The sequence below is a fragment of the Segniliparus rugosus ATCC BAA-974 genome (assembly GCF_000185725.2).
GTDB classification, from domain to species: Bacteria; Actinomycetota; Actinomycetes; order Mycobacteriales; family Mycobacteriaceae; genus Segniliparus; species Segniliparus rugosus.
This window is the reverse complement of sequence record NZ_KI391954.1, coordinates 70419-84936: the sequence shown is the minus strand read 5'-3', so window position 1 is coordinate 84936 and position 14518 is coordinate 70419. Positions and strand designations below refer to the sequence as shown.

Sequence of the window (14518 nt, the reverse complement as noted above, 5' to 3'; positions counted from 1 at the left end):
TCGACACTGTAGACCGTCATTTCAATCTCTCCCCGTACGGGGAGTAGGGGCTGTGGTGGCGCGCTGGCGGCTCCGGAGGCGGGGGCGGTTCGACTTGGTCCGCGAACCAGTGGTAGCAGCCGTAGAGGGCATACCCGAGCAGCGCCCAGAAGACGATCTTGAGGCCCCATTCGAGGCCGGTGCCCGAACGCGGCCAGGACTTCCACACGACCCACACGCCGAACCCCGCCAACGCGAGGCCAAGGCACCAGAGCAGGACCGACCACACTTGCGCGAACAAGTCGAAAAGCGTCACCCGGCCGACTCCTCGACCGGCCTCAGACCGATCGCCCACGCGATCCGGGCGAGCGCGCCGTCCGGCCGTGCGGGCCTGTGGAGGAGGTATTGGCCGAGGTGTGGGGCCGCGCGCTGCGTCCAGTCCATCACCGAATCGGGAGGGCGAAGGAAGTTCAGGGCGGCGGACCGGTCCCTGGACTCCTGGGCCTCCGTCGTGATCCAGTAGTCGATCTTCGGGGTGCCTGGTTCCGGCGGCGGCGTCGCTCCGAGTTCGGGAGGCGGGATCGTCTCGCGCTCGAACCTGCGCAGCTCCGCGCCAGACCGCCAGTGCTTCGAGCAGCGCAGTCCGACCCTGCCGGTCCACCGTCCCCCCTCGCGCTCCGCGTAATAGCCCCCCCGGCTCGACAGGATGGCCCTCGACGGCGTACGACTCGTCGCAGACCACGTGGCAGCGGCCGACGCGGTACCAGCCGTACGTCGGCCTCTCGGCCCGCGCCACCCAGAGTGGGGATCCGACCAGACAGACATGCCGACGGGTGTCTTTCCAGTGCCGCCGCCGGACCACGTCGAGCCCGGCGGGCTCCACGAGGGTTCTCGCGTCGTCGCAGCGGAAGACGAAGTCGTACCAGCCCTCCTCGATCGCGGGGGAGGTCCCCCACCGCTCTTCCAGCCCGAACGTCAACAGCATTCTGTGCGTCCAGTCCTCCGGGAACACCTCGTCGTCGCGGTCACCGTCCTCTACGGCGGCGCGCGCCAAGTACGTGACCATCTTGTCGGAACCGCCGTAGTCGGAGGGGTTCCACCGGATCGGCGCCCCGCCGTCCGGGAGGAGCCCCTCCGCGAGAGGAGTGACGAAGTTCTTCACGTTGCCCGCGAGGAAGAACGACGCCTCCGGAGCCTCTCCGGCCCACCAAACGACGCGCCGGTCCGCCTCGTGCTCCGGGTGGACCGCCTTCGCCGCCATCCCCCCGCACACCGCCCAAGCCCGCACTTTGACGTAGCGCCTCTCGTTCTTCCTCGCGTCGCGGACCCGGATGAGATCGCCTTTCGTCCTCGCGAGCGCGTCCGTGGCCGCCTGGACCAGGTCGAACGGTCGGTCTTTCAGCGGCGCCCCGCTGGACTGCGACTCACGACTACCACGAGCGATTTTCGCGTCGACCCCCGCGACGGTCTTCAGGGAAAGCGTGTTCTCGATGTCCACGCCGAGTTGTCCCGCGAGCACAAGAGCCTTGTTCGTGGAGGTGTACACGAGCCTGGTCGAGCCCTGGACCTGAAGGTCCACCTGGTCGGCCAAGTCCATCCATTTGGCAACCGAATCCCTGGCCACCCGAGCTTCCCGGTCCTCTCTGCGCCACTCGTCACGCTGGGGGTCCGGCCACCGCCATTTCACAGTTCGCCCTACGCCTTCCGGAGCCAGGCGCTCGCGTCGTTCCACTCGTCGTCGTCGATCTCCGGCGCGGACGGAGCGGCGCGCGGGGGCTCGGGGAGCTTGGCGCTCGGGTTCGCCTTGGAGAGCACGTCGCGGATCTCGGGGTCCTTGTACAGCTCGGCGGTGATCGCCCCGGCCTGCTTCTCCGCGTCGGCGCACGCGGCCCGGTAGGCGCGCATGACCGCCGATTGCACGTCCTCGTGGTGCAGCCCCGACACGGGCGTGTCGGTCGTCATCGAGAGCATCTTGCCCGCCGCGTCCACCGTGATCACGAGGTAGCCGTCCACTGCCGTGCCCTTGCCCCGAACCTGGGCGAGCCGGGCCTGGGCCTGCTCGGCCTGCTTCGCCCACGCCTCCAGCCTGTCCTCGAAGGCTGGCTCAGATGTTGACACCGCGCGCCCTGGCCTCGTCGCGCAGCCTCTCGGCGATGGACGCGAGGTAGCGCCCGTCCCCGGCGAGCTGGCCGTAGTACCCGGCGACCGCGTCCGGGGAGAGGTCCATGTTCTCCAACGCCTGCACCATGTCGGCGACGATCTGGCGCGCCTGGACGACGACCGGCTCGCGCTCGATGCCCGGGAGCGGGGTGTCGAGCCCGCTCGTGGACTGCGCGACGTAGTCGGCGGCCTCGACGTAGTGCGAGAGCGGGAAGCCCGCCTCCTCGTCGCCGGCCACCACGCCGAGCGTGTAGTAGACGCTGATCCCCGCGTTCTGCCAGAGCGGGGTGGTCCAGCCCCAGCCGGGGGCGTCGTCGTCGGGGATGAGCGAGTCGACCGCGTCGCGGGCCTGCGCGACCGCGGACTCGGGCTGCGCCTCGCCCTGGGCCGCGCGGCGGATCACGTCGAGCCCATGGCGGTACGCGGCGAGCCTGCGCGGGTCCTCGTCCTTGGCGACGGCGGCGACGAGGGTGTAGAGCACCTCGCACAGCCCGGCCTCGAAGAGGAGCTGCTTCTCCGAGGAGAGCGCGTCGACTTTCGCGTAGACCTGCGAACCGTAGTCCAGCAGGTCGAAGCTGCTGCTCATGGCCAGGTGGCTCCCATTCCATCGGGGTGTATGGTCCCGCCGCTCTCTTGGATGGCGGTCTGGCAATTGTCGCAGATGGGGCGGGACACCGCAATCTGCGAAGGGGTGAGTCCGGCTTCTTTCGCGCCGTTGATCGCGGTGACCTCCGCGTGCGCCCCGGGCTGCATCGCGACCACGTCGTTCGGGCCCGCCGCCGCGCGCTGGGCGGGGTTGAGGTCCCTGCCGCCGCCGGCGAGGACGTCCTTGCCCTCCTTGGTGCTCATCGCGGCGGAGGTGCGGCTGTTCTGCGCGCGGACGTCGGGCTTGCCGGTCTTCGCGTTCACCAGTCGGCTGTGCAGGTCGCGCGCCCTCGCGGCGAGCCTGGCCTGCTCGGCCTCCGCGTTCACCGCGCTCCCGCCCGCCTTGCCGCCGCGGGCGAACATCGCGGCGACCTTGGCCCCGAGCTTGCCGGGCAGCGCCCGGATCGCGGCGAGGGTGGCCCGCACGGCGTTCTTGAACATCTCGTAGAGCTCTTTGAGCCTGCGCACGAGGTTCGCCAGGCGCAGCGCGACCGCGCCGTTCGCCAGCACCTCCCCGAGCCCCGCCGTGAAGACCGAGAGGATCGCGCCGCCGACCTCCCACGCGGCCGTCTCGATGGCGAAGTCCTCGATGGCCTTGAACAGGGCGTTGTGGGCGTTCGTGATGTTGGTGGCGTGCTCGCCCGCCGAGCTCCCGAGCTCGCGCAGCCCGTCGGAGAGGTCCGAGAGGTCGGTCTCGTCCAGGCCGAGCTTGCCGAGCATGTCCGCGATCTCCGGGGCCTGCTGCGCGCCCATGAGGCCCTTCGCCGAGCCGACCCCGCCCTTGGCGGCGTCGATCGCCGAGGCGGCCTGCTGGCAGGCGGCCTGCACGGACTGGAGCTTGCCGGGGTCGCCGTTGGGCCAGACGAAGCCGACCTTGTCCTCGATCCAGGACCAGATCTTGCCGACCATGCCGCCCATCGGAGCCTTGTTCGGCCCGCCGTCCGCTGATGGCACGGACGGGGCCGTGAACTCCGTGAAGCTCGGCGCGGCAGGGAACGACTCGTCCCCGCCGCCGATCGTGGACGCGGCGTCGGCCTTCACGTGGTTCAGGCCGCTCGCGTGCAGCAGCCCGGAGTGGTTGCCCGTGGTGTTGACCGTCGCCGCGCCGCCCTCCAGCGCGGCCTTCATGGCGGGGTCGAACTGCTGGGACCACTCCCGCCCGGCCTCGTCGGTGCCCCCGGCCCCGCCGAGGGAGCCTTGCAGCGCGGACGCGAGGTTGGTCAGCGCCGAGCGCGCCCCGGAGCTGACGTCGAGCAGATGCGTGGAGGAAGTCGAGTACGCGGCGAACTCCACGTCGTTCTTCACCATGCGATCACCCTGCCCACATCGCCTTGTTCGCCGTGTTCGCGCCCGTGTAGTTCTCGTGCGCCTTGCGCATCACGGCCTTCAGCTTCTCCAGGGCCTCTTTCGCCGCCTGCGCGTCCTTCGTCCAGCGGTCATGGTCGGCCTGCTGCGCCGAGGCCGCGTCCCCGCTCCAGCTGACGTGCAGTTTCTTGACCTCCGCGTCGATCTCCTCGGTCCAGGACTGCACCTGGTTCTCGAACGCCTCCATGCGCGAGACCGTGGAGTCCATCTGGTCGAGGTCGGCGACGTACTTGCCCGGCATCAGCCCTTGCCCTTCCCCTCCAGCTGCGCGACCTCGCGCGCGGCCTGCTGGACCTTCTCGTCGCTCTTGTGGATCAGCTCCTTGTTCTCCGTCTCCCGTTGCGCGTACTCGTGGCTCGCCGACATCAACCGCTCCGAGGTGGACTGCAAGGCCTTCCCGATGTCGAGCATCGCCGCCTTCCACTCGTCGAACGGGGGCTTGAACGCGTCGGAGGCCTGGCCCTGCCAGCCCGAGCCGCAGAACTCCTCCACCTCCGAGGCGAAGCCGTTCACCCCGGACTCGATCTCCTCGGCCTTCGCCGCCGCGAACTTCCCCGTCGCGGCGATCTGCTCCGGGGACGCGGTGACCTGGCCGCCCCCGGGGCCTCCGCCCTGCTGCGCGCTCACAGCGCGAACCGCCCCGCACGCGCGACATCGACGCAACGCGCACGTGTAATCATCTCAGCCCTCCGCATGGTGATGGGGATTATGAAAGCCAGGTTGAAAGATACATAGCCCCGCAGACACTCGCAACCGCGAGGTAGCGAAACCAGCCATGCCAATTGCCATGCCTGATAGCTATAACAGGACCCCGCCCCGCCCTCGCCCCTCACAGCCCCTCCGCCGCGCCCAACGCGACCAGCGAGACGAGCGCCGCGCGCCACCAGCCCTCCAGGGCCTCCACGTCGCCCGCGGTCAAGCCGCACGCGGCGAGCTCGTCGGGACACAGGTCGGCGAGCACGCGGGCCGCCTCACACGCCTCGCGCAGCTTGCGGACCACGGCCAAGCGGCGGGAGAGCGCGGCCCCAGGCCCCGGCGCGGGGCCGCGCCGCCCGCCCTTCCCCGCGCCGGGCACGCTGCGCTGGTGCTCGTCGCACAGCACGAGCCGCCAGCCCCGGTCGTCCCGGACGCGGCCGGGGGCCCCGCACTTCTCGCAGGCCGCCCAGCAGCGCTCCTCGGCGACCTCGACGGCGAGATAGGCCAAGTGCGCGGACTCGCCGGGCGTCCCGTCGGGGCAGTGGTAATAAAGCCGCAGGCCGCCCCACTTCTCCTTCACCTGCTGGATCTGGACCCCGGGGACGAGCTCGCGCAACTGCCGTTCGGCCGCAAGCACGGCCGGGTACCAGCCGCGCCCGACGCCAGAGTGGCACGGGCCCCAGCGCTCCTTGTCCGTCCAGTCGATCGGATCGACCTCGTCCGTGTCGGCGGGTTCCGTCATCTCGTGCTCCTTCGTCTCGTCGTCGGCCATGCTCACGCCTCTTCTTTCGTCTCGTCGTGGTCGGCGCGCATGGCCTCCATCGTCGAGCGCGCGCCCCGGTAGACCGCCTCAAGGCGGTCCACGTCCGCCGGGGCCATGCCGACGAGGCCGAGCGTGTCGGGATGGCGCGCGCTCAGCCCCGCGGCGGCGGACCACGCCGGGCGCAGGTCGCGGGCGAGGCGCACGAGCAGCCGGTACGCGTCCTTGTCGGCCACGGCGTCCGGGGTCTCCGTCTCGATGACGGCGCCTGTGACGGCGGCGTGCAGGCGCCGCAGGACGACCGGGTCGCGGACCTCGACGACCGGCTGGCCGTCCACCGCGATCGTCGTCACGCGGGTCTCCCGGTCGTGCTCGACCATGGTCTCCGGACGCCCGTCCATCGCCGCCCTGCTCCTGCTCGTCCACCTCGCGGGGTCGCGCCAGGCCGCCTCGCGGCAGCGCAGCTCGTACGTGGCGCGCGACAGGAGCGCGCGCAACACGTCCACGGGCTCCTTGCCGCTGTCCTGCGCGAGCTCGCGCAGCCACGCCAGCTCGTGGTCGCTCAGCGGCACGGTCAAAAACTCGGCTCTCACCGGGGGTTCCATCTGCTGCTCCTCTCCTTCGTCTCGTCGTCGATCTCCGCGACGAGCGTTTCGATCCCGCGTAGCGCCTCCTCGGGTGTCGGGGCCAGCCACGAGAGCGACGGATAGGCGTCGGCGCACAGTCCGACGTGCTCGCCGTCCTCCTCGGACCAGGCCACTCTGCACGTATGCGAGCCGGCGCCGCTCACCGCTCCTCCGCCCCGTCGTCGGACCCGGCCGGCGCGGCGCCGAGCCAGATCGCTCGGAGCCGCTGCGCGACCTGGTCCCGGTCGGCTCTGTCCTCCGCCGCGTCGAGCACGATCCGCACGGCGGCCTCCTCGTCGAATCCCCAGCTGTGGAAGCGGAAGCCCGAGAGGTCGAGGAAGGCTGTCGCAGCGGCCCACGCGGCCCTCCGATTGGCCCGCACGAACGGCGCGCGGGTGGCGAGCCCGACCAGGAACGTCGCCGCCCGCTCGAACACGTCCAGGCCGTCGGTGACCGCGTGCTCCGCCAGGACGTCGTCTAACACGCCCTGGTCGAACACCGCGAGGGAGGCGCCGGTCGCCGCGCGAGCGGCCCATCGGACCTCGTCCTCGTCCAGAGGCGGGGCCGACGGCACCGGGGGCCATTCGGCCCTGGCCGGCCTCGCCTCCGGGGCCTCGTCTCCGCTTCGGGCGATCAGCTCCAGGACCGGGCGTGAACGGTCGCAGACGCGCTCCACGGCCTCCGCGAGGGCGAGCCTGCGGCGGGCGACGGCCACGGCCGCCTCGCGCACGAAGGCCTTCGGCTGAAGGGCCTCCGAGCAGTGCGCGGCGCGGGTGACCAGCGCGACCTCCTGGTCGGTGAAATCTATGCTCGCCTCGGTCATCTCGTCTCCTCCGCGCCATCGCCGCCCAGCCACAGCCCCCGCAGCCGCTCGGCGGCCTCCAAGGCGCCGATGCGGCGCTCCGAGGCCGCCGTGACGAGCTCGTACGCCGCGTCCTGGTCCAGCCCGGCTGGGGCGGGCCTGCGGTTCATATGTAGGAACACGCACGTGCCGACGAACGCGGCCCGCTTCGCGTCGGGCCTGTCGTACTCGGCCCGGGCGAGCGCCGCGAGCAGCGCGCCCGCCGCGTCGAACACGTCGCCGGCCATGCCGGGACGGGCCTCGACGAGGGCCGCCTCGACCGACGCGTCCTCCTCGCGCGAGGACCAGTGCCCGCCGCCGGTGTACATCAAGCCGGCCGCGACGTCGTCGCAGCTGAGCCGGCGCAGCGGGCGGGGCGTCGGCACGGCGGTCATCTAAGCCTCCGGATCAGGTCTTCGAAGTGGTCGTTCAAGCGCTGACAGATGGGCCACGGGTCCTGCACGAGCCCGTGCGCCTCGTCGAGCACGGCCATCAGCGCGAACAGCTCGGGCGTGCGGCCGCTGAGCAGGGCCGCGCATTCCACGTCATGGAACTGTTCGTCGGCGAGCTCTATTCGCAGCTCGGGCATGGCCGGTCCTCTCTTCTCGTGTCGTCGGGTCTCGGTGGTCGGCGCTGGGCCTACAGCAGCGTCAGGCCCCACCTCTGCAACCACGGCCCGATCAGCTCAAACGTGATCACGCCCCCGTCGTCGGCCGGGCTCCCGTCCAGCACCCCGACCGCCGCCACCTGGCCCCCGGCCATCTGCGCGAAGACCGGCGCGCCGGAGTCGCCGTGCCGGGAGGGCGCCCGGAACTGCCCCTTGCCGCCCACGACCCGCAGGAACGGGCCGCAGGTCAGGCCGGTCATCGCGCCCCACGCGCACAGCTCCGGGCGCTGGGCCTCAAGCGTCGCGCCGTCCGCCCAGCCGCCGACCGGGTACTTGTAACCGACCCGCGCGTCGACCGGGATCCCGGCGGACTGGTCGACCGCGAGCAACGCGACGTCCGACCCCTCGTCGTCCCGGTAGGCGCGCATGAGCGGGTGGCCGAACGGGCGCCAGGCGTCGGTGGGCGAATACGCGAGGAAAATCCAGGCCGGAGCGTCGTCGACGCAGTGCCCGGCGGTGAGCGCTCCGGCTCCCCCGTTGGACGTCCTCACGAGAAAGGCGAGCGTGCAGAACCGGCGGTTGTCGGCCGAGGTCAAGCTCGGACGGGTCGAGTCGTCCAGAGATTCCCCGATGGTCACGCCAGGCACGACGTCCTCCGCCGCGTTGGAGGCGTTGGCGACCGACGGGCGCAGCGCAGCGAGCAGCGACAGCGCGGCGAGGATCGGGACGAGGATTCTTCGCATGGGTTGGTCCTTTCGGGGCCGATGGGCGGATCAGGCTTCGTCGGGCAGGTCGATGACGAGCACGGGGGCGTCGAGGACGAGGTCGAGCTCGACAGGCGCATGTCGGTCGGCCAGCGGGTCGAAGCGGACGACGAAGCGGAGCCGGTCCGGGAGCTCGGAGCGGGCCGTCGCGTCCTGGAGGGCTGACGCGGCCGAGCGGATCACCAAGGCGAGCCGGTCCTGCTCCTCCCGTTCGGACGAGGCCTCGACCGTGGCCTCCCACGCCGAGCGCATCACCACGAGCGCTTCGTCGAACCCCTCGGCGGTGGCCTGCGGCGACACGTCCATCGCTGCGCTGGGGCTCATGACGCGCCTCCGCCCGAAGCGGCGGCGAGGATCGCTCCCACGCAACAGCCCGTGACGATCCCGACCACCGGCGCGGCGATGGCGTAGAGCTTCGCCTTCTTCGCGGCCTCCTGCGCCTGCTCCCGCTGGCCTGCGGAGAAGAGCTTCGGCGCTTGCGTCGAGTAATAGATCGAGACACCGGCCAACACCCAGCCGATGGGGTTGACCGAGCACAGCACCGCGACGAACGAGATGATCGACCACACCATCGTGGAGGGCGGCAGCTCCACGGCCTGCGGGCGCTCGGGCTGCGCCTGCTGCGGCGGGTAGCTGTAGGGCGGCGGGTACGGCTGGCCGTAGGGCGGGTAGCCGGGCGGCTGAGCCGAGGTGTGTCGCGCCCACGGGTCGGCGTAGGGGCTCGGCGCGGTCGCCTGCTGTTCCGTCGCAGGTTGGACAGGCGGGTAGCCGGGCCAGCCAGGGGGCGGCCAGCCGTACGGGTGCGGCTCGTAGGGAGGGTTTTGGGGATGCGGCGGCGACGGCTCGGCCATGGGGCGCTCCTGGTTCCGTTGGGGGATTGGAGGCGAGCCTATCAACCTATACGTAGAATTGTCTACTTATAAGTTGCTGCCCATCGGACTGAAAGCCGGTCATGCTGGACTTATGCCCGACGACCAGGAGATAGGAAAGCGCCAAGCGATTCCTGCCGCCGCCCGTGCGGGCGACGAGGTCGACATCTCGCCGCTCGCGGTCGAGCTCCAGCGGGTGCGGGTCGCCAGGAAGCTGTCCCTGGACGGGCTCGCCGAGCGAACGGGCATCCCGCGCAACACCATCTCGCGCTACGAGAACCGCAAGCTCAACCCCACGGCCAAAGCCCTCTTGCGCCTGGCCATCGGGCTTGAGACCAACATCGGCGACCTCGTCGCGCCGCTGAACCACCTGCCGAAGCGGGAGTGAGGAAGGCCGGGCAGGCCTGATGGTCCGCGAGGACGGCGGCGGAGGGGCGGCTCAGCCCGCTTGCGCGTCGGGCTGGGCCACGAGGCCGATCTGTTTCGCCGCCGCCATCCAGTACTCCTCGGGCATCGAGTTGACGACGCCGTACCTCACGTTTGGGACCGGCTCGAGCTTGATCCCGTCGGCGCGGGCGAGGCGGGCGGCGACGCTCCCCAACCTCGACAACCGGACCCCGGACGTGTCGAGGCTGTGATCCTTGGCGAAGGCGAGGGCCGTGCCCGCCCATGATCAAGTCGACCCTCGCCTCGACGAGGTCGGTCCGCTCCCCGGCGCGGACCGCGATCTCTTTTGCCTCAGCGGCCTTGCGGTCGACGGACTCCAGCTGGTCGAGCATCGCCCGCATCACCGAGTACGGGTCCGCCGACGTCGTTGGCAGGTACATCCCCGTCCTGCGGATCTGCGGCAGCACCTCTCTGGTGATCCAGCGCTGGAATTCCTTCGCCTCGGGCTTGTCCGAGCGGATCACCAGCTGGTACATGGCCGACTCGTCGATCACCGTGACCTGCCGTTTTCTGCCGAGGGAGTCGATAGTGTACGTCTGGCGTACACCATCGGGATCAAGCCGTTCAGCTGTCGCTGCCGGTTTCCGAGAAAGCCCCAACGCTTTAGAAAGATCACTGAGGACGAACCACGGCTCGCTGTGGTTCATGATCACTCGAATGAGATAGCCGTTCCAGTCGAAGCCTCTCGCCTCCTCGGCTTCCGCGACGGGCACGACTTCGCCTGGGATCGGCGTGGGCGCGGTCGGCGCGGGCTCCGGCACGTTCGACTGATGATGTGCTTTGATGTTCATACGAACTCCTGTCGTTCTGTTTTCGCCCGCGTTGCCTCGCGGACGGCCTCCGATGGCTCCGGGACTACATCCCGGGGCCATCGGTCGTTCTGGGGCTCCCCTCTGCGGCGAGCCTGGCCGCGACGTCGCCGAGTGTGGCCGGCTCGTCGGGGTCGACCGCGACCTCGGCCGAGCGGCCAAGCGGGTCGAGGACGGCGGCGGCCCGGCCGCCGTGGAAGGCGATCACGCGCGGCGCGCCTTCGGGGGCGGAGGTCAGGATGACCGTGTGGGGCTTGTCGGGCCACGCCTGTTCCCCGAGCCATTGCAAGGTGTCCTCCGGCTCGGCGACCACCACGAGCCGCTGGCCCCATTTGTGCTCGGGCAGGGCCGCCTCAAGCTGGTCGCGCCACCCCCGTTTGACCTCCGGATCGACCGGGGAGCCCCCGACGGTCGCCCCCGGGACGAACGCGACGATCAGCGCCCGCAGCGTCTTGAGCCGGGTCTCGCTCTTCGGCTGGACCTGCGCGCGCAGCACGCACAGCGTCTCGCCGTCGAGCACGACCTCCGCCTCGTAGTGGGTGCGGAAGGCCGTGTAGCCGCGCCGCCGCAGCGCTGTGGCGGCCCCGTCGAGCAGGTCCGACAAGCCGTCCGACTCGTCGAGGTCCACGCCCTGCGGGGAGTAGACCCGCCACGGGCGGGCCGACGCGGGCGCCGCGACGAGGTCGCGGGAGCCGTCCCACCGGACCACGCCGACCAGGTGCGCGGTGGTCCCCAGACGGCCCGGGGCGGCCGGGACCGGGGCCGGGCCCCCTCGCCCTCTCGGCTCGGACGGAGCCGGGGAGTCCGGGCGCGAGGCATCGGCCGCCGCCCGGACCTCGTCCACGGTGACGCCGAGGGCTTCGGCGAACGACTTCGCGACGTCCTGCGAGAGCTCGGTGCTGCCGCGCTCCAGCCGGGAGACGAGCGGCTGCGAGACGCCGACGCGCTGGGCGAGGGCGCGCTGCCCGTATCCCGCCCTGATCCGCAGAGCGGCGAGCGGCGAGCCGCCCTGGGCCGGCTTGTACAGGTCCTCGACCGACAAGCCCACCGCCTCCGCGGCGAGCTTCATCCGAGCCGGGGTCGGCACGACGCCCTGGTCCTCCCACATGGCGACGACCTCGGCGTCCGTCTTCGCGGCCCGTCCGAGCTCGGCCCGCGAGAGCCCCCTCGCCTCGCGGGCGCGGCGCAACGCCGCGCTGTCGAATGCGGCCGCCGCGTCGGGTTTCGGCACTATCGGCTCCTCTCGGTCCCGACCATCATAGCGTGACATCGGGAATCGACTATGGCGAAATGGCGGCGAGTCGTGCTACGCTCGGCCCGTTAGATTTATCGAGAATCGAGATTTAAGCGGTGACGGCGATGGGCCCCTAGAACGAGAAAGACCTCGAAGCGTTTCGCTTCGAGGTCTTATCCCGCCTCTTCTCCGACTTGGACCTCGGAGCGGAGGTCCGGGCGAGACCCGGATTTTCGATGATCAACCACCCAGAGGGGGTATTCCTATGACCTTAGCACGCCCGGAAACAGGTCCGCAAACAGAAGACCCGAGGATCCAGGCGGTGGTGCTCGCCTGCCGCAACCCCGCGCCGGCGCTGCCGCCCGAGACCCCCGCCACGCTCGCGGGCTCGGTCGACGCGGTCGTCGCCGCCTGGGCCGATCAGAAGACCCTCGACGCGCGCAGCGTCGAGAAGTACGCCTCAATCCTCGGGCGCCTCGCGCGCTTCGCCGCGGCCCGCGGCGTCACCAGGCTCCAGGATGTGGACGCGGCCCTCGTCGGGGCGTTCACAAACGCCCTCGGGCGCGACCGGCGAGGCCAGGTCTCCTCCGACGTGAGCGGGCGGACCAAGAGCAACCGGCGCTCGGCGCTGCGGGCATTCTTCGCCGCGACCTCCGCCGCCGGATGGACCTCCGAGGACCCCGCCGCGATCGTCGAGCTGTTCAACCGCAAGGGCGCCACCCGCACGCCCCGGCCCCTCTCCGACGACGAGGCGGAACGAGTCCGGTTCTTGGCGGACGACAACCCCGCCTGGGTCCGCCCCGCGGCGGTCGCGCTCATGCTCTGCGGTGCCTGGGCGAGCGAGGCCGCCTTCCTCGCCCCCGGGGACTTCGACCCCGAGACCCGCGCCGTCGCCCTGCCCGGCATGGTCGGGCGCCTCCCCCGCTCGGTCGTGCTCGACGAGCGCTCCGCCCGCGTGGTCGCCAACCGCCTCGCCTACCTGCGGCTGCAAGTCCCCGAGCCCGCCGGCCTCCTCTTCGCCGCGCCGCGCGCCTCGCACCGGCAGCACATCAAAGTCTTCAACGTCGCCCGCTCCGCGCTCACCCGCGCGGGCCTGGACCCGGACCACGAGGTCACCCCCGCCTCGCTCACCCTGTGGGCCGCCAGGCGCGTCCTCGACGAGACGGGGCGCGTCGAGGAGGCCGCGCGCCTCATTGGAGCCCAGTCCCTCGACCAGACCGCCCGCGATTTGCGCTGGGACTGGAACGCTCGGGCCGAGGAGGCTCCGAGCAGCTGATGTCCGAGAACGCCCTGGCAGAGATCGACTGGCTCGTGGAGGCCGCGAAGAGCGCGCGCCTGCACGAGCTGGCCCGGTCCGTGCCGGAGCGCCCCTCCCGCACCCCCGGGCGGCGCAAGGAGCACCCCGCCTTCGTCGGCCTGCTCTACGTCCTCCTCGCCGGCGGCGTCACCGGCAGCCACCGCTCCGCCGCGACGCTGCTCGCCTCCGAGCGCGCCTGGCGCCTCGTGCGCCTCGCCGCGAGACGGGCCGCGGGCGAGGACCTTTCCCGCAAACCCCCCAGGCGCGGGCAGCTGGAGACCTGGCGCGGCTGTCTCTCCGAGCACGTCGGGCCGCTGCGCGAGCGAGCCGCCGACCTCGCCGTCGCCCAAGCCATAGAGGCCGGGTGCTTCGACGGCACGGGCGCCCCTGCGGACCCCAAGCGCCACAACATGATCGTCGGCGACGGGAAGGTCGTCGCCTGCCCCGTCCTGTCGAAGACCGCCGACCGCTGGAGGGAGCAAGGCCGCCCGCTCGACGTCGCGCTGCACAAGCAGGCGGGCGAGGACTCCGACGCCTACGTGACCGGGTCGAAGTTCGCCCTGATCGGCGTGCGCGCCTCCGACGCCCGCAACGCGCGAATCCTGCTCGACGTCGCCCACCTCCCGTCCGCGAAAGGCTACGGCGGCGAGTCCGGAAAGGCCGTCGAGATGGTCGAGGACGCGCTGCGGCGCGTGCGCGAGCTCGACGGGGACGTCGACGGGGTCTGCTACGACGGGGCGTTCCGGGGCAAGCACATCGACCGCATGATGAAACACGGCCTCGTCGTCCTCTCCCCGGTCAATCGGATGACCGGGGCGCCGACGCCCTTCGAGATCGTCGCGGACTGCCCCTGCGGACGGCGCCACCAGCTCGCCACCCTGAACGGCGACCTCCACGAGTCCAGAGAGCTCGACACCGGCGACGTCCACTACACCAGGCTCGCCCGCAAGCGCCTCGCCAAACGCCGCAACGACAAGCCCCCGCACGCCTGCCGCTGGTACCAGGACTTCGTCCTACCGTGCGGCAAGACTCTCACCATCCGCCTCGACAACACGGACGAGGACTGTGCCGTCCGCAAGCCGCGAGCCGAACGAATCCGGCAACACGCTCCCGAGGGCGGGGTCTATCAGGACCGCTACGGATGGCGGGAGGACTCCGAGTCCTGGAACAACATCGTCGACCGCACGCTCTACGGGGAGCGGATGATCGCCCACACCTGGCGCAAACAGCTCCTCTTCATGATCGGCCACATGCTCGCCCGCAACGTCCTCGCCCAACACGCCATCGACCGCGAACGGCTCAGACCCACAGCCTGACACCAACGTCAGCCCGAGCCGCCGAAAGACCCGAGACACCGCCCCCGTGCTAGAGGCCGCCCGCGTCCGCCGCGACGGCCCCGGAACGGCTCACGACGCCCCC

The 14518-nt window shown here is 71.2% G+C and carries 20 protein-coding genes and 1 pseudogene; 3 read left to right on the top strand and 18 right to left on the bottom strand.

Translation table 11 applies throughout. The annotated features are described in order from the left end of the window. Positions 1–16: 16 nt before the first annotated feature. The 15 genes from HMPREF9336_RS10360 to HMPREF9336_RS10285 form a co-directional block, all read right to left on the bottom strand. Complete coding sequence (locus tag HMPREF9336_RS10360; protein ID WP_021030484.1) at positions 17–1666, bottom strand: hypothetical protein; 1650 nt, start codon at positions 1664–1666, stop codon at positions 17–19. An 8-nt stretch (positions 1667–1674) separates the two neighbouring features. Then, entirely contained in the window at positions 1675–2097 is a 423-nt protein-coding gene (locus HMPREF9336_RS10355; RefSeq protein WP_021030483.1) for a YbaB/EbfC family nucleoid-associated protein, read from the bottom strand. Beyond that, complete coding sequence (locus HMPREF9336_RS10350) at positions 2084–2725, bottom strand: hypothetical protein (protein WP_007466749.1); 642 nt, start codon at positions 2723–2725, stop codon at positions 2084–2086. Before HMPREF9336_RS10350 ends, HMPREF9336_RS10355 begins: the two co-directional genes overlap by 14 nt. Further along, positions 2722–4092, bottom strand: a complete 1371-nt coding sequence (locus HMPREF9336_RS10345) for a WXG100-like domain-containing protein (RefSeq protein WP_007466747.1) — start codon at positions 4090–4092, stop codon at positions 2722–2724. Before HMPREF9336_RS10345 ends, HMPREF9336_RS10350 begins: the two co-directional genes overlap by 4 nt. Before the next feature lie 4 nt (positions 4093–4096). Continuing rightward, positions 4097–4390 carry a WXG100 family type VII secretion target gene (locus HMPREF9336_RS10340; protein ID WP_007466745.1) on the bottom strand — a complete coding sequence of 98 codons (294 nt, stop codon included), beginning with the start codon at positions 4388–4390 and terminating at the stop codon, positions 4097–4099. Next, complete coding sequence (locus HMPREF9336_RS10335; RefSeq protein ID WP_007466744.1) at positions 4390–4776, bottom strand: WXG100 family type VII secretion target; 387 nt, start codon at positions 4774–4776, stop codon at positions 4390–4392. The genes HMPREF9336_RS10340 and HMPREF9336_RS10335 overlap by 1 nt, the downstream gene beginning before the upstream one ends. 202 nt (positions 4777–4978) lie before the next feature. Then, positions 4979–5623 carry a hypothetical protein gene (locus HMPREF9336_RS17550; RefSeq protein WP_156920391.1) on the bottom strand — a complete coding sequence of 215 codons (645 nt, stop codon included), beginning with the start codon at positions 5621–5623 and terminating at the stop codon, positions 4979–4981. Then, positions 5620–6210 (bottom strand): hypothetical protein, encoded by a 591-nt coding sequence (locus HMPREF9336_RS10325; protein ID WP_007466741.1) that lies wholly within the window; start codon positions 6208–6210, stop codon positions 5620–5622. The genes HMPREF9336_RS17550 and HMPREF9336_RS10325 overlap by 4 nt, the downstream gene beginning before the upstream one ends. Further along, a complete protein-coding gene (locus tag HMPREF9336_RS10320) occupies positions 6195–6365 on the bottom strand; it encodes an antitoxin HicB (protein WP_211235464.1) in 171 nt (56 codons plus the stop codon). The genes HMPREF9336_RS10325 and HMPREF9336_RS10320 overlap by 16 nt, the downstream gene beginning before the upstream one ends. Before the next feature lie 26 nt (positions 6366–6391). After that, positions 6392–7054: a hypothetical protein gene (locus HMPREF9336_RS17545; protein WP_021030481.1), complete on the bottom strand. Its 663-nt coding sequence runs from the start codon at positions 7052–7054 to the stop codon at positions 6392–6394. Further along, positions 7051–7467, bottom strand: coding sequence for a hypothetical protein (locus HMPREF9336_RS10305; RefSeq protein WP_021030480.1), 417 nt, complete (start codon positions 7465–7467; stop codon positions 7051–7053). Before HMPREF9336_RS10305 ends, HMPREF9336_RS17545 begins: the two co-directional genes overlap by 4 nt. Next, positions 7464–7661 (bottom strand): hypothetical protein, encoded by a 198-nt coding sequence (locus HMPREF9336_RS10300; RefSeq protein WP_007466736.1) that lies wholly within the window; start codon positions 7659–7661, stop codon positions 7464–7466. The genes HMPREF9336_RS10305 and HMPREF9336_RS10300 overlap by 4 nt, the downstream gene beginning before the upstream one ends. A gap of 50 nt (positions 7662–7711) precedes the next feature. Beyond that, positions 7712–8422 (bottom strand): chymotrypsin family serine protease, encoded by a 711-nt coding sequence (locus HMPREF9336_RS10295; RefSeq protein ID WP_007466734.1) that lies wholly within the window; start codon positions 8420–8422, stop codon positions 7712–7714. A gap of 30 nt (positions 8423–8452) precedes the next feature. Continuing rightward, complete coding sequence (locus tag HMPREF9336_RS10290) at positions 8453–8767, bottom strand: hypothetical protein (protein WP_007466732.1); 315 nt, start codon at positions 8765–8767, stop codon at positions 8453–8455. Next, the gene (locus HMPREF9336_RS10285) at positions 8764–9294 is read right to left on the bottom strand and encodes a CD225/dispanin family protein (protein ID WP_007466730.1); all 531 of its coding nucleotides are present in this window, start codon (positions 9292–9294) and stop codon (positions 8764–8766) included. Before HMPREF9336_RS10285 ends, HMPREF9336_RS10290 begins: the two co-directional genes overlap by 4 nt. A 112-nt stretch (positions 9295–9406) precedes the next feature. Between HMPREF9336_RS10285 and HMPREF9336_RS10280 the strand changes: the two genes are divergently transcribed. Then, positions 9407–9700 (top strand): helix-turn-helix domain-containing protein, encoded by a 294-nt coding sequence (locus tag HMPREF9336_RS10280; RefSeq protein ID WP_021030479.1) that lies wholly within the window; start codon positions 9407–9409, stop codon positions 9698–9700. Positions 9701–9751: 51 nt separating this feature from the next. Here the strand turns inward: HMPREF9336_RS10280 and HMPREF9336_RS19015 are convergent, their stop codons facing one another. The 3 genes and pseudogenes from HMPREF9336_RS19015 to HMPREF9336_RS10270 all read right to left on the bottom strand — a co-directional run bounded on the left by HMPREF9336_RS19015 (position 9752) and on the right by HMPREF9336_RS10270 (position 11799). Then, on the bottom strand, positions 9752–9913 hold the full coding sequence (locus HMPREF9336_RS19015; RefSeq protein WP_244431656.1) for a hypothetical protein: 162 nt from the start codon (positions 9911–9913) through the stop codon (positions 9752–9754). Positions 9914–10217: 304 nt separating this feature from the next. After that, positions 10218–10406 (bottom strand): annotated as a pseudogene (locus HMPREF9336_RS19335) (BRO family protein); the annotation flags it as partial. Positions 10407–10614: 208 nt separating this feature from the next. After that, the gene (locus tag HMPREF9336_RS10270) at positions 10615–11799 is read right to left on the bottom strand and encodes a helix-turn-helix domain-containing protein (protein ID WP_021030476.1); all 1185 of its coding nucleotides are present in this window, start codon (positions 11797–11799) and stop codon (positions 10615–10617) included. Positions 11800–12067: 268 nt separating this feature from the next. On the opposite strand from HMPREF9336_RS10270, the gene HMPREF9336_RS10265 reads away from it, so the two are divergent. Together HMPREF9336_RS10265 and HMPREF9336_RS17535 are read left to right on the top strand one after the other, a co-directional pair. Next, positions 12068–13078, top strand: coding sequence for a tyrosine-type recombinase/integrase (locus tag HMPREF9336_RS10265; RefSeq protein WP_007466721.1), 1011 nt, complete (start codon positions 12068–12070; stop codon positions 13076–13078). Further along, positions 13078–14415 (top strand): hypothetical protein, encoded by a 1338-nt coding sequence (locus tag HMPREF9336_RS17535; RefSeq protein ID WP_021030475.1) that lies wholly within the window; start codon positions 13078–13080, stop codon positions 14413–14415. Before HMPREF9336_RS10265 ends, HMPREF9336_RS17535 begins: the two co-directional genes overlap by 1 nt. Positions 14416–14518 lie beyond the last annotated feature (103 nt).

Coding starts and splice junctions, on each gene's coding strand:
- HMPREF9336_RS17545 (WP_021030481.1), bottom strand. CDS start 7,054: ATGACCGAGGCGAGCATAGATTTCACCGACCAGGAGGTCGCGCTGGTC.
- HMPREF9336_RS10345 (WP_007466747.1), bottom strand. CDS start 4,092: ATGGTGAAGAACGACGTGGAGTTCGCCGCGTACTCGACTTCCTCCACG.
- HMPREF9336_RS10280 (WP_021030479.1), top strand. CDS start 9,407: ATGCCCGACGACCAGGAGATAGGAAAGCGCCAAGCGATTCCTGCCGCC.
- HMPREF9336_RS10305 (WP_021030480.1), bottom strand. CDS start 7,467: ATGACCGCCGTGCCGACGCCCCGCCCGCTGCGCCGGCTCAGCTGCGAC.
- HMPREF9336_RS10295 (WP_007466734.1), bottom strand. CDS start 8,422: ATGCGAAGAATCCTCGTCCCGATCCTCGCCGCGCTGTCGCTGCTCGCT.
- HMPREF9336_RS10285 (WP_007466730.1), bottom strand. CDS start 9,294: ATGGCCGAGCCGTCGCCGCCGCATCCCCAAAACCCTCCCTACGAGCCG.
- HMPREF9336_RS10290 (WP_007466732.1), bottom strand. CDS start 8,767: ATGAGCCCCAGCGCAGCGATGGACGTGTCGCCGCAGGCCACCGCCGAG.
- HMPREF9336_RS10325 (WP_007466741.1), bottom strand. CDS start 6,210: ATGGAACCCCCGGTGAGAGCCGAGTTTTTGACCGTGCCGCTGAGCGAC.
- HMPREF9336_RS10265 (WP_007466721.1), top strand. CDS start 12,068: ATGACCTTAGCACGCCCGGAAACAGGTCCGCAAACAGAAGACCCGAGG.
- HMPREF9336_RS17535 (WP_021030475.1), top strand. CDS start 13,078: ATGTCCGAGAACGCCCTGGCAGAGATCGACTGGCTCGTGGAGGCCGCG.
- HMPREF9336_RS10340 (WP_007466745.1), bottom strand. CDS start 4,390: ATGCCGGGCAAGTACGTCGCCGACCTCGACCAGATGGACTCCACGGTC.
- HMPREF9336_RS10300 (WP_007466736.1), bottom strand. CDS start 7,661: ATGCCCGAGCTGCGAATAGAGCTCGCCGACGAACAGTTCCATGACGTG.
- HMPREF9336_RS10350 (WP_007466749.1), bottom strand. CDS start 2,725: ATGAGCAGCAGCTTCGACCTGCTGGACTACGGTTCGCAGGTCTACGCG.